Source organism: Cyanobium sp. BA5m-21, assembly GCF_024346235.1.
GTDB classification, from domain to species: domain Bacteria; phylum Cyanobacteriota; class Cyanobacteriia; order PCC-6307; family Cyanobiaceae; genus Cyanobium_A; species Cyanobium_A usitatum.
On the sequence record NZ_JAGQCO010000021.1, the window covers coordinates 1 to 12233 of the forward strand.

A 12233-nucleotide genomic window follows, 5' to 3' on the forward strand; every position below is an offset into this window, starting at 1 on the left:
CTTGGCGCTGCTGAATAGTGGTTGTCATGAGAACGAGAAGAGGTTGTTCCAGAGGAACGGGTATGGAAGGTGGCAAGCCACCAGACGGAATCCCGTCGAGCGCAAGGACATTGCGTAACAGGACTGTAACGGAAGATTGCGGGATTAGTGAGAAGGCCGGCCGGGAGGCGCCAAAGCCCTGCTGATGGATCCCATAAGCGCTGCTTATATCGGGGTGCGGCAGATCACCTGGAGCCCCAGCGTCACCCTTGTACCCACCCGCTTCTGTTTCAACAACTGCGGTTATTGCAGCTTTCGGCGCCCCCCAGATGGCTTAGATCCCTTAGCTGATGGGCTCAGTGATGCCCAGGCGCAAGCGGCATTGAGGCTGCGCCCCTGGGCTGCGGAGGTGCTTTTGCTAAGCGGCGAGGTGCCGCCCGGCTCCCCCCAGCGCCGCGCCTGGTTCAGTCGTCTGCTGGCTCTTAGTCGTCTGGCCTGGATAGAGGGCCGGCTGCCGCACACAAACGCGGGCCCCCTCTCGATAGCTGAAATGGCCGCCCTGGGCCGACTTAATGGCTCCATGGGGCTGATGCTGGAAGGGCTCGGCCTGGCCTACGACGCCTTGCATCGCCAGTCTCCGAGCAAGAGCTTGGCGGTGCGACTCGGCCAGTTGGAGCAGGCTGGTCGTTTAGGGATCCCCTTCACCACGGGGCTGTTGCTGGGCGTGGGGGAGTCCGAGGCCGACAGGCTCGCGGCCCTGGAGTTGCTGGCCCAGCTGCAGCGCCGCTGGGGTCACTTGCAGGAGGTGATCCTCCAGCCCTTCCGCCCCGATGCCACTTCTGCTCTGTTGCTCAATGCCACTGAGCAGGCCGACCTGCTTGGCACCATTGCCGCAGCCCGGACAATCCTGCCGCCGCAAGTGCACCTGCAGTTGCCACCAAATCTTTGGCCCTTGCAAGAGCTACCTGCTGCCCTGGCGGCGGGTATCGATGATCTTGGCGGCATCGATAGCAGTGACGTGATCAACCGCGCCTATCCCCAGCCCACGCCAACGGAGTTAGCGGAAGTGCTTGCCCAGGCTGGCTATGAGCTGACTCCTCGGCTGTGTGTGCATCAAGCCTGGCGCCGCTGTTTGCCGCTGGCTATGCGGCGCCAGGCTCTCCGCGCCGAATCAAGGTTGTTAGCGTCCAAATCTTCCGGACCCAGAAGTCCATGGCCGTGAGCGCCGCGAGCGACCAACGGGTGCTGCTGGTGCGGCTTCCCTGCAATCCAATTTTTCCGATCGGCCCGATCTACCTGGCTGATCACCTGCATAAGCAGTTCCCGCACCTGCCTCAGCAGATTCTTGATCTGGCGGCAGTGCCCCTCCTTGATGTGGAGCAGGTGCTGCTGCGGGCAGTTGAGGCGTTTAGGCCCACCCTGCTGGTGTTCTCCTGGCGCGACATCCAGATTTATGCGCCCGTGGATGGGCGTGGCGGCAATCCCCTGCAGAACTCCTTTGAGGTGTTTTATGCACGCAATCCGCTGCGGCGCCTGCGCGGTGCCTTGGGTGGCCTGGGGTTGATGGCTTCCTTTTACGGTGAGCTATGGCGCAATTTGCGGCTGGTGCGCCGCGGCCTGCGCCGGTCCCGCCGCTTCGAGCCCAAGGCAACCGCTGTGCTGGGAGGGGGTGCGGTGAGTGTGTTTTATGAGCAGCTGGGCCGCAAGCTGCCCAAGGGCACCGTGGTGTCGGTGGGAGAAGGGGAGCCCCTGCTGGAGAAGCTGATCCGCGGTGAATCCCTTGCTGCGGAGCGCTGCTTTTTGGCGGGTGAGGCACCCCGGCCCGGGCTGATCCACGAGCAGCCGGCTGGCATGGATAAAACCGCCTGCAACTACGCCTACATCGCCGAGATTTGGCCACAGCTCGACTGGTATCTCGACGGCGGTGACTTCTACGTGGGCGTCCAGACCAAGCGCGGCTGCCCCCACAACTGCTGCTACTGCGTTTACACCGTGGTGGAGGGCAAGGCGGTGCGCGTCAATCCTGTGGAGGAGGTGATCGCTGAGATGGGCCAGCTCTACGCCAAGGGCGTGAGAGGTTTTTGGTTCACCGATGCCCAGTTCATCCCGGCCCGGCGCTACATCGACGACGCCAAGCAGTTGTTGCGGGCGATTCAGGCCCAGGGTTGGAGCGATATCCGCTGGGCCGCCTATATCCGCGCCGACAATCTCGACGCCGAGCTGGCTGAGCTGATGGTGGCCACCGGCATGGATTACTTCGAGATCGGTATCACCTCGGGCTCCCAGGAGCTCGTGCGCAAGATGCGCATGGGCTACAACCTGCGCACCGTGCTCGAGAACTGCCGCCTGCTGGCTCGGGCCGGCTTCCGTGAGCACGTGTCGGTGAATTACTCGTTCAACGTGATCGACGAGCGGCCAGAGACGATCCGCCAGACCGTGGCCTATCACCGCGAGCTGGAGCGCATCTTCGGGGCCGACAAAGTCGAGCCGGCGATCTTTTTCATCGGCCTGCAGCCCCACACCCACCTGGAGCAATACGGCTTTGATCAGGGCCTGATCAAGCCTGGCTACAACCCGATGAGCATGCTGCCTTGGACTGCTCGTCAGCTGCTCTGGAACCCTGAGCCGATGGGCAGCACCTTCGGCCGCATCTGCCTCGAGGCCTTCGAGCGCAACCCCGGTGATTTCGGCCGCACCGTGATGGACCTGCTTGAGCGTGATTACGGCCTCGCCCCACTGGAAGAGGCCCTACATGCCCCAGTGGAGGGGCGCAAAGCCCTGGCTACGGCGACCCGCTAGACCCGTCTTTGCTCCACCAGCGGCGGCGAATCCAGAGCAGGGCGCCTAGGCCTATCCAGCCAATCAGTCCGCCGATCGGGTTGATGTCGGCGCCACCGGGACCCACCAGCCAGCCAGGCGCTGCTGGGGAAATCTGCAGCAGGCCCTTCTGCACTAGAAACCAACCCCCCACCAGGCCGCCATGCAGGCCTATTGCTCCCCATAGGGAGCCTGAGTCGGCTCGCCGCTGCAGAGCCAGCACTAGACCCAACAGAATTAGGCCCCCCAGCAGCCCCAAGGCCTCGAGCCCAGGGGCCCGATACCAGGGGTGCAGCAGGGCAAAGAGCAGCGCCTGCACCACCAGCGCCCGGCGTGCCCCCAGCTGGAGCTCCAGTTCGCCCCATAGCCAGCCGCGAAACAGCAGCTCTTCGGCAAATCCCACCCCCGCCAGCAGCAGCAGGCCGTTGAGCAGCAGGGCTCCATTGAGCTCCCCAAGCCATTGGGCTTGGCCGGCGATCACTAAGCCCGAGGCAACTAGGGCGAGCAAGAGCAGTGCCTTCAGCAGCCCCCGCACGCCGCTGCGTAGGGCAAGGGCACCTGGCACAGCCAATCCCAGGCGCAGCCAGGGATTGGACTCCTGCCAAACCCGCCTCAGCCTCAAAGGCAGGCTGGTAAGCAACAAAATCAGGGCCACTACCAGACCCGCCAGATCCACCTGGTCGGAGCGCCAGTTGGGGGCTAGGAGGGCAAGAGGCCGGGCCACCAGCCAACCCATTAGGTAGAGCAAGGGCACGTACAACAAGGTGCCCCACCAGTGCGGTCGCACTGCCGCGTTAGCTGCCGCAGCAGGCGGCTCCATCAGCTTTCGGGCTCGAGGCTGCTGCTCAGGCCCTTGCCCTTAAGGGTTTCGCAATAAAACTCAGCGGGCTCTAGATCGCAGACGATCACCAGTCCTACGCCGGTGTTGTGGGCCTCCAGCATTACGGCAATCGCGTCCTGCTCACTGAGCGAGGGCACCACTTGGCGCAGGGTGGTCACCACGTATTCCATCGAGTTGACGGGATCGTTGTGCAGCAGCACCTTGTAGCGGGGCGATGGCTTGCGCACCCGCTCCGGGGCCTTCTCCATCACGGCTGCCCCGCCGCTCTCGCGGCTGGGACTCTGGGTGGCGATTGGCATAGGAGTCATGGCAACAGACATGACGTTTCGCCCTATTAAAGGGCCCGGATGCGCCCCATGGCTTCTTCCACGTTCTCCCGGCTGTTGAAGGCCGAAAGGCGGAAGTAGCCCTCTCCCGCGGCGCCGAAGCCGCTGCCGGGGGTGCCCACTACGTGGGCTTTGCCGAGCAGGTGGTCGAAGAAGCCCCAGGAATCCATGTTTTCGGGGGTTTTCAGCCACACGTAGGGGGCCTGCTCGCCCCCATACACCTGGATACCGGCGGCCGTTAGTTCGTGGCGGATGATCGCCGCGTTTTGCATGTAAAAGGCAACCAGAGCCTGAACTTGGGCCTGCCCCTCGACCGAATACACCGCCTCGGCGCCGCGCTGCACGATGTAGCTGACGCCGTTGAATTTGGTGCACTGGCGCCTGTTCCACAGGGCCCAAAGCTCCACCCGTTCGCCATTGGCGGCAGTGCCCATCAGGCCGCGGGGCACCACGGTGAGAGCGCAGCGGGTGCCGGTGAAGCCGGCGTTCTTGGAAAAGGAGCGAAACTCAATGGCGCACTCGCGGGCGCCTTCGATCTCGTAGATCGAGTGGGGTAGTTCGGGGTCCTGGATGAAGGCCTCGTAGGCGGCGTCAAACAGGATCAGGGCATCGTTGGCGCGGGCGTAATCGACCCAGGCCTGCAGCTGCGCCTTGGTGGCTACAGCGCCGGTGGGGTTATTGGGAAAGCACAGGTAAATCAGATCCACCTTTTCAGTGGGGATCTCGGCGGTGAAGCCGTTGGCTGCGGTGATCGGCAGGTAGGTGAGGCCGCCATAGCGCCCCGCATCGTCGGCGTCGCCGGTGCGCCCTGCCATCACATTGCTGTCCACATAAACCGGGTAAACCGGGTCTGTCACGGCGATGCGGTTGCCCTCGCCGAGGATGTCGAGGATGTTGCTGCTGTCGCATTTGGAGCCGTCGGAGACGAAGATCTCCTCGGCGCTCACCTGGCAGCCGCGGGCCTGGAAATCGCTAGCGGCGATTTTTTCCCGCAGCCATAGGTAGCCCTGCTCGGGGCCGTAGCCGTGGAAGCCCTCGCGGCTGCCCATTTCATCGATGGCGCCCTTCATGGCGGTGCGGCAGGCCTCAGGGAGCGGCTCGGTCACATCGCCGATGCCTAGGCGGATGATCGGCGCCTCGGGATTGGCCTCACTGAAGGCCTTCACCCGCCGTCCGATCTCAGGGAAGAGGTAGCCCGCCTTGAGCTTGAGATAATTGCCGTTGACCTGAGCCATGGTGCGCGGGGTGGGCCGCCGCCGGGCCCGGTGAGTGATGGGGCGATTGTCCTATGCGGCAGATTTGGCTTACGCTGGTAAGCAGGCCTGTGGATGCTCGGATGGATGCTCTGCTCACCCTTTCCTCCAAGGGCCAGCTGGTGATTCCAGCCCGGCTGCGCCAGTTGCTCGGGCTACGCGCCGGCGATCGCCTGGCCCTGAACCTTGAGCCCGATGGCCTGCATCTGGCCCCCCAGGGGGCGGCCAATGCGGCCAGTGCTCATGCACTGATTGGTGCGGCTCACTATGAGGGTGAGCCTGTGCCGCTTGAGCGCATGGACCCGGCGCTCTATGTCTCCAAGGGAACGCCATGACCTTGCCGGTGGCCCTTGACACCAACCTGCTGGTGCGCCTACTCACCAATGACGACCCTGAGCAGGCCCGCCGCGTGGCCGATCTGATCGACGACAGCTCAGCCTGTTTCGTGCCGATCACCGTGGTGCTGGAGCTGGAATGGGTCCTGCGCGGCGCTTATCAATTGCCCCGGGAGGCGATCATTCGGGCCTTCCGAGGCTTGAACGCGATCCGCCAACTGCATCTGGAGCAGGAGGAGCAGGTGTTGCAGGCCCTCGAGGCCTATGCCAAGGGCCTGGATTTCGCCGATGCCCTGCATCTGCTGCGCAGTGAGGGCTGCGCGGCTCTGGTCAGCTTCGATAGAGCTTTGGTGCGCAAGGCTGGCGAGCTGGCGCTCACGCCGGCGGTGCAGCAGCTCTGAGCCCGGTGCTGCATACGATCAACTCAGCTTCCAGCCGCCGTGCCCGTGACCGTTGCCACCTCGGCTGATGCGCCGGTCGACTTCGACGCTCTGGTTGATCTGGGCATCAGCAAGCCCGCCCGCTACCTGGGCAATGAGCTGGGGGTGAAGCCGCGCGACTGGGAGGCCGATTGGAAGGAAGTAGGGGTGCGTTGGGCGCTCACCTACCCCGAGGTCTACGAGGTGGGGGCAAGCAACAGCGGCCACATCATTCTCTATTCAATCCTCAACGCCGTTCCCGGCCAGCTGTGCGACCGCAGCTACCTGCCTGCTCCTGATCTGGCGGCACGCCTGCGCGAGCGCGGTGCCCCCCTCTTTGCAGTGGAGAGCCGGCGCCCCCTAGCCGCCTTCGACATCCTGGGCTTCTCGCTCAGCTACGAGCTGGGCGGCACCAACATCCTCGAGATGCTGGAGCTGGCCGGCATCCCGATTCGGGCTGCTGAGCGGGGCGACCTGCCCCTGGCTCACCCGGATGCGCCACCGCTCATCTTTGCCGGCGGCCCCACCGCCACCAGCAACCCGGAGCCCTTTGCTGCCTTCTTCGACTTCGTGGCCCTCGGCGATGGCGAGGAGCTGCTGCCGGAGATCGGCCTGGTGGTGGCTGAGGCTCGCGCAGCCGGCCATACGCGCCGGCAGCTGCTGCGCGATCTGGCTCAGGTGCCTGGCGTGTACGTGCCCTCGCTCTATGGCCCCGGCGTCGATGGGGTGAGCATCGAGCCGCTCGAACCAGGCGCCCCTGCTCGGGTTCAGCGGCGAACGGCCACGCCGATGCCCCACTACGCCATGGGGTTGGTGCCCCATATCGAAACCGTGCACGACAGGCTCACGGTGGAAATTCGCCGCGGCTGCACCCGCGGTTGCCGCTTCTGTCAGCCGGGGATGCTGACTCGCCCTGCCCGCGATGTGGAGCCAGAAGCGGTCATTGAAGCCGTTGAGGAGGGCATGGGCCGCACCGGCTACAGCGATTTCTCGCTGCTTTCGCTGAGCTGCTCGGATTATCTGGCTCTGCCTGCGGTGGGGGTGGAGCTGCGCAATCGCCTGGCTGACAAAAACGTGAGCCTCACCCTGCCTAGCCAGCGAGTGGATCGTTTTGATCAAAACATCGCCCACATCCTGGGCGGTACCCGCAAGGCGGGCCTCACCTTTGCGCCGGAGGCTGGCAGCCAGCGTCTGCGCGACATCGTCAATAAGGGGCTCACCGACGCAGAGCTGCTGGCCGGCGTGCGTACGGCGATGGAGAACGGCTATCGCAAGTTGAAGCTTTATTTCATGATCGGTCTGCCGGGTGAAACTGACGCTGACGTGCTCGGCATCGCCGATACTTGCCAGGCCCTGCAAGGGCAGTGCTCCGATCTCGGCCGGCTGGAGCTCAACCTCACGATCAGTAATTTCACGCCCAAGCCCCACACGCCATTCCAGTGGCACAGCGTCAGCACCGATGAATTTCGGCGGCGTCAGGAGCTGTTGCGCCGGGCCCTGCGCCAGTTGCGGGGCCTCAAAACTAATTTCAGTGATGTGCGCCTTTCCGCGGTGGAAGACTTTGTCGGCCGCGGCGACCGTCGCCTCTCAGCGGTGATTGAGGCGGCCTGGCGGGCCGGGGCGGGATTGGATGCCTGGTTTGAGTCGGCCGAGCGCAGCTACGCCGCCTGGACCGGCGCGATCGAGGCGGCGGGCCTGGGTGGCCGCTACCGCCAGCTGGAGCTAGGCGCCTGGAGCGCGGTGGAGGCGATGGATGCTGCTGACCTGGAGACCTTTTGCGAACAGAGCCTGCCCTGGGACCACATCGATTCCGGCCTGGATAAGCGCTGGCTGGCTGAGGACCTGCAGCGTGCCCTAGCCGCCACCGTGGTGCCCGATTGCTCCTTTGATGGCTGCAGCAGCTGTGGCGTGTGCGGCCCGGAGCTTGGCCACAACGTGGTAATTCCGCCGCCTGCCATTCCGGCGGCCCTTCCCCAGCGGGCCCCTGCCAGCGAGCGGGTCGACCGGCTCCGCATTGGCTTTGCCAAAACTGGCTCCCTGGCTTTGATCAGCCACCTAGACACCTTGCGAATGCTGGAGCGGGCCCTGCGCCGCTCTGGCTTGCCGGTGAGTTTCACCGGTGGCTTCCATCCTCTGCCTCGCCTGCAGCTAGCCCTGCCGCTGCCCTTAGGGGTAGAGGGCAGCGGCGAGTGGCTGGATTTGGAGTTCACCGAACAGGTGGATCCAGGCCTGGTGCGCTCTCGGTTGCAGCCTGAGCTTCCAGCTGGCTTCCAGTTGCTCTCGGCTATTCGGGTTGAGGTGTTTGGCGTCAGCCTTTCCCAAGAGCTGGCTTCTGCCCATTGGCAGTTTGTTTTGCAGCCCCAAGCCGGGGCGCCACCGACCCTGGAGCAGTGGCAGCAGGCCCGCGCCAGCCTGATAGCCGCTGAGACGCTGACCTGGAACGACACAGATAAAAAAGGTCGCCCCCGCAGCCGCGATTGCCGGCCGTTTTTGCTCGATTTGCAATGGGCGGAGCCGCAGTCGGATGGTTCCTTGCTGTGCACCCTATGGGCTGCGATCGATGCCGCTGGCCGCAGTCTCCGCCCTGAGCAGGTGCAGCACTGGCTCGCTGAACGGCTCGGTCAATCCCTTGCCCTGAGTGGCTTACGGCGGAAAGGCTTGGTGCTGAAGCCGTGCTAATTTCCTATCAAGGCGAATAGCCGATTGGGCTCGGTTTATTGATCGAGTTCCAACGGTTGCCGGTAGCCAGGTTCGCTGGTTTAACCGCCCCAGGACACCTCTGTCCCAGTCTTCGCCCCACCGCTCTCAGGAAGCTCGATTCTTGAAAGCTGTTTCGCGGCACTCGATGCGCGAAAGATTCAGAACAGCATTTTTTGCAGTATTGCCGCCAGAGCGATCCGGATTTGCCGGCGTTCCGATCATTTTCTGGACTTTTAATAGTCCAAGTTTTTGGCTTGTTGATGTTTTTCTGGCCTGGCCCCGTAGGGCTTGAACCAGGTTTCAGCCTTCAAGTCCGCCCATATCCATCGTTTTATCCCTGGCCGGGCCCGTCGGGCCCATCCCATTCCCCATGCCCCAGCAGATCGTCATAGCCGAGCAACTGCGAATCGCTGCAGTTCTCAACGACGAACGTGTTGATGAACTGGTTGTAGCCCAAGGCCGCTATCAGATCGGAGACGTCTATCTAGGCACCGTTGAAAATGTGTTGCCTGGCATCGACGCCGCTTTCGTCAATATCGGCGAAAGCGAAAAGAACGGCTTCATACACGTCACCGATCTGGGCCCTCTGAGGCTGCGTAAGGGAGCTGCCGGCATCACCGAGTTACTGGAGCCGCGCCAAAAGGTGTTGGTGCAGGTGATGAAGGAGCCCACCGGTACCAAAGGCCCCCGCCTCACCGGCAACCTGGCCTTGCCAGGGCGGTTTTTGGTGTTGCAGCCCCACGGCCAGGGAGTGAACATCTCCCGCCGCATCAACGGTGAGAACGAGCGCAACCGGCTGCGGGCCCTCGGTGTGCTGATCAAGCCACCAGGCGCCGGCCTGTTGATCCGCACCGAGGCAGAAGCTGTTAGCGAAGAGCTGCTGATCGACGACCTTGAAGCCCTGCTGCGACAGTGGGAGGGCATCCAAACCGCCGCCGAAACCGCCAGCCCACCGGTGCTGCTCAACCGCGACGAAGACTTTGTGCATCGCGTCTTGCGCGATCTCTATAGCCCAGAGCTGGTGCGGGTGGTGGTTGATACACCGGAAGCGGTTGCCCGGGCCAATGCCTTTTTGGGCTCTGATCACACCACGGTGCTGGTGGAAGCTCACACCGAATCGGCGGAGATTCTCGAGCATTTCAAGGTCAATGCCGCCATTCGCGATGCCTTGAAGCCGCGAGTTGATCTGCCTTCCGGCGGCTACGTGATTATCGAGCCCACCGAGGCGCTCACTGTCATTGATGTCAACTCCGGCTCCTTCACCCGCTCGGCCAACTCCCGCGAGACGGTGCTCTGGACCAACTGCGAAGCGGCGGTGGAGATCGGCCGCCAGCTGAAGCTGCGCAACATCGGTGGCGTCGTGATCATCGACTTCATTGATATGGAGTCCCGTCGTGATCAGCTGCAGCTGCTCGAACATTTCACCCAGGCGGTGCGCGACGATGCCGCCCGTCCCCAGATAGCCCAGCTCACCGAGCTCGGCCTAGTCGAGCTCACCCGCAAGCGCCAGGGGCAGAACATCTACGAACTGTTTGGACGAGCTTGTCCCAGCTGTGGGGGCTTGGGTCATGTGGCCGTGCTGCCAGGCAAAGACACGCTTCAGCCCCTGGCAACCCTCACCGGCCTGGTGCGCTCCGTAGCATCGGCTCGCGCTGAGGTGCTCAGCCCCAGCATCCCCGAGGCCGCTACCGGTCGCCGCCGCCGAGGCGGGCGAAGCGTGCGTAATGGCAGTGAGTTCCTCGATGCGCCTGCCACGCAGGCCGCTGATGGGGTCGAGATCGTCCCGATCGAGGCACCTGTCTCAGGCAGTGGCGCCAGCATGGAGCCGGCCCCCCGCCGCTTTGATCAGGAGCTGGTGGCCGTGCCGATGGATGCGGACCAGGAATTGGTGTTTGGTTGGATGGGCCTCAATCCAGCCCTGCTGCTCGAGCAGCCCCCCAGCAACGACAACGTCGTGGTCAGGGTGGTTCGCCCCGGCATGGAGGCGGAAGAAGTGCTGGAGCAAGCCAGGCAGCAGCTGGCAGTTGCTGGTTCCCGTCGTCGCCGCGGACGAGGTGGTCGCGGCGGTAATGGGGCCGCCGCTGATGGTCAGTACGGCGCTGGAGAGATGCCGGCCTCAGGCGTAGAGACTCTGCTTATGCCGGCCCCGGTGGAAATTACGCCCCTGCCAGAGCTCAGCGAGCCCGAGACAGTGGTCACGGTGTCGGTGCCGACCACTGCCAGCATCGCTCCTCCTGAAGTCGAGATTCCAGCTCGCCGCGGTCGCACCCGCAGTTCTGCCGCCAAAACCCCAGCAGCGAAAACCCAAACCTCCCAAGCCACAACCTCCCAAGCCGGCACCCCCCAAGTAGACACCGCGTTGGCAGTTGCTGAGCCGGAGCTTGATGAGTCAGGCGAACCACGTCGCCGCCGCCGGCGCTCCTCGGCCTCCAGCTGAGTGGGTCCGCCGGAGTCGGATCCCTGGCAGGGCAGGGATCCGGGCGAGTGCGCCGGCGTTGATGAGGTCGGTCGCGGTTGTCTGTTCGGCCCTGTTTTTGCTGCTGCGGTAGTGCTGCCGGCCGCAGCGCTAAAGCCCTTGGCTGGTCTGGGGCTCACCGACAGCAAAAAGCTCACCGCCCGGCGGCGAGCGGCCCTGGTGCCCGTTATCCGGCGCCTGGCGGCTTCCTGGGCCCTCGGCCAGGCCTCGGCGGCAGAAATCGATCGCGGAGGCATCCGGCTAGCAACAGAGCTGGCCATGGCCCGCGCCCTGCAAAAACTGTCGTGTCCGTTTGAGCTGCTGCTGGTGGATGGGGTGCTGCCCCTGCGGGGCTGGCACGGCGACCAGCGCACAATGGTGCGAGGCGATAGCCACTGCCTGGCGATTGCGGCCGCCAGCGTGCTGGCCAAGCAGGCCCGGGACGCCTTGATCACCGCCCTGGCGGAGCGCTACCCAGGCTACGGGCTGGAGCGTCATGCCGGTTATGGCACGGCCTTGCATCGCGCCGCCCTCCAAAACCTCGGCACAACGCCGCTGCATCGTCATAGTTTTTTGGGGCGGCTGGAGCTCAGTGCTCCTGGCACCAGAGGCGATAGTCGCTGAGTAGCTGCTGCCCCACCCGGCCCTTGATGCCCAGCAGGATGCCTGCCAGCAGAGAGCGGCCGGTGGCTTCCAGCACCTTGGCGGGAATCAGTTTGAGCAGCGAGGGCTGGCTCACCGTCACGGCCAAGCTGGCTTCCCCTTCCAGCCCGTTGGCACCCGCTGCCAACCAGGATCCCAGGGTCAGCCGGAAATCATCCACTAGCCCCAAACCCTCCAGTTCACACTCGGTGGCTTCCAGCACCAGCCGGTCTTGGGCCAGGCGGATTCGCAGATCCACCACTGGCTGAATCTGCAGTTGAAATACCTGCAGATGGGTCACCGCGTAGCGATAGTGACCTGGGCCGAGGGGCTTGAGCTGGTCGGGATCCAGCAGGGCTTTGACCACCCGATCCTGATCGCTCAAGTAGGCGGCCAGCCGTTCGGGCTGGTGGCTCACGTCAAGTTGCAGTTGCTGACTGGCGCAGAAGGCCAGGGGCATGGCCTG

11 protein-coding genes are annotated in these 12233 nt (G+C 64.1%); 7 read left to right on the plus strand and 4 right to left on the minus strand.

Annotation, left to right across the window (positions count from 1 at the left end):
• Positions 1-184: 184 nt before the first annotated feature.
• Positions 185-1201, plus strand: a complete 1017-nt coding sequence (gene cofG / locus KBY72_RS08000) for a 7,8-didemethyl-8-hydroxy-5-deazariboflavin synthase subunit CofG (protein ID WP_254960537.1) — start codon at positions 185-187, stop codon at positions 1199-1201.
• On the plus strand, positions 1198-2778 hold the full coding sequence (locus tag KBY72_RS08005; RefSeq protein WP_409995485.1) for a photosystem II high light acclimation radical SAM protein: 1581 nt from the start codon (positions 1198-1200) through the stop codon (positions 2776-2778). Before cofG ends, KBY72_RS08005 begins: the two co-directional genes overlap by 4 nt.
• On the opposite strand, the gene KBY72_RS08010 is transcribed toward KBY72_RS08005, so the two are convergent.
• From KBY72_RS08010 to KBY72_RS08020, 3 genes are read right to left on the minus strand one after another with little or no spacing between them, the layout of a single operon-like run.
• Entirely contained in the window at positions 2762-3616 is an 855-nt protein-coding gene (locus KBY72_RS08010) for a CPBP family intramembrane glutamic endopeptidase (protein WP_254931880.1), read from the minus strand. The two genes, KBY72_RS08005 and KBY72_RS08010, sit on opposite strands and share 17 nt — an antisense overlap.
• Positions 3616-3945, minus strand: coding sequence for an ATP-dependent Clp protease adapter ClpS (clpS, locus tag KBY72_RS08015; RefSeq protein WP_396093912.1), 330 nt, complete (start codon positions 3943-3945; stop codon positions 3616-3618). The genes KBY72_RS08010 and clpS overlap by 1 nt, the downstream gene beginning before the upstream one ends.
• A gap of 26 nt (positions 3946-3971) precedes the next feature.
• On the minus strand, positions 3972-5198 hold the full coding sequence (locus KBY72_RS08020) for an LL-diaminopimelate aminotransferase (RefSeq protein WP_254931881.1): 1227 nt from the start codon (positions 5196-5198) through the stop codon (positions 3972-3974).
• Positions 5199-5299: 101 nt separating this feature from the next.
• On the opposite strand from KBY72_RS08020, the gene KBY72_RS08025 reads away from it, so the two are divergent.
• The 5 genes from KBY72_RS08025 to KBY72_RS08045 all read left to right on the plus strand — a co-directional run bounded on the left by KBY72_RS08025 (position 5300) and on the right by KBY72_RS08045 (position 11749).
• Positions 5300-5551, plus strand: a complete 252-nt coding sequence (locus KBY72_RS08025) for an AbrB/MazE/SpoVT family DNA-binding domain-containing protein (protein ID WP_161956154.1) — start codon at positions 5300-5302, stop codon at positions 5549-5551.
• Positions 5548-5952: a type II toxin-antitoxin system VapC family toxin gene (locus KBY72_RS08030; protein WP_254931882.1), complete on the plus strand. Its 405-nt coding sequence runs from the start codon at positions 5548-5550 to the stop codon at positions 5950-5952. The genes KBY72_RS08025 and KBY72_RS08030 overlap by 4 nt, the downstream gene beginning before the upstream one ends.
• Before the next feature lie 45 nt (positions 5953-5997).
• Complete coding sequence (locus KBY72_RS08035) at positions 5998-8649, plus strand: TIGR03960 family B12-binding radical SAM protein (protein WP_254993353.1); 2652 nt, start codon at positions 5998-6000, stop codon at positions 8647-8649.
• 391 nt (positions 8650-9040) lie between these two features.
• Complete coding sequence (locus tag KBY72_RS08040; RefSeq protein ID WP_254993354.1) at positions 9041-11107, plus strand: Rne/Rng family ribonuclease; 2067 nt, start codon at positions 9041-9043, stop codon at positions 11105-11107.
• Complete coding sequence (locus KBY72_RS08045; protein ID WP_254960533.1) at positions 11108-11749, plus strand: ribonuclease HII; 642 nt, start codon at positions 11108-11110, stop codon at positions 11747-11749.
• On the opposite strand, the gene KBY72_RS08050 is transcribed toward KBY72_RS08045, so the two are convergent.
• Positions 11715-12227, minus strand: coding sequence for a DUF1997 domain-containing protein (locus KBY72_RS08050; protein ID WP_254960532.1), 513 nt, complete (start codon positions 12225-12227; stop codon positions 11715-11717). The two genes, KBY72_RS08045 and KBY72_RS08050, sit on opposite strands and share 35 nt — an antisense overlap.
• Positions 12228-12233 lie beyond the last annotated feature (6 nt).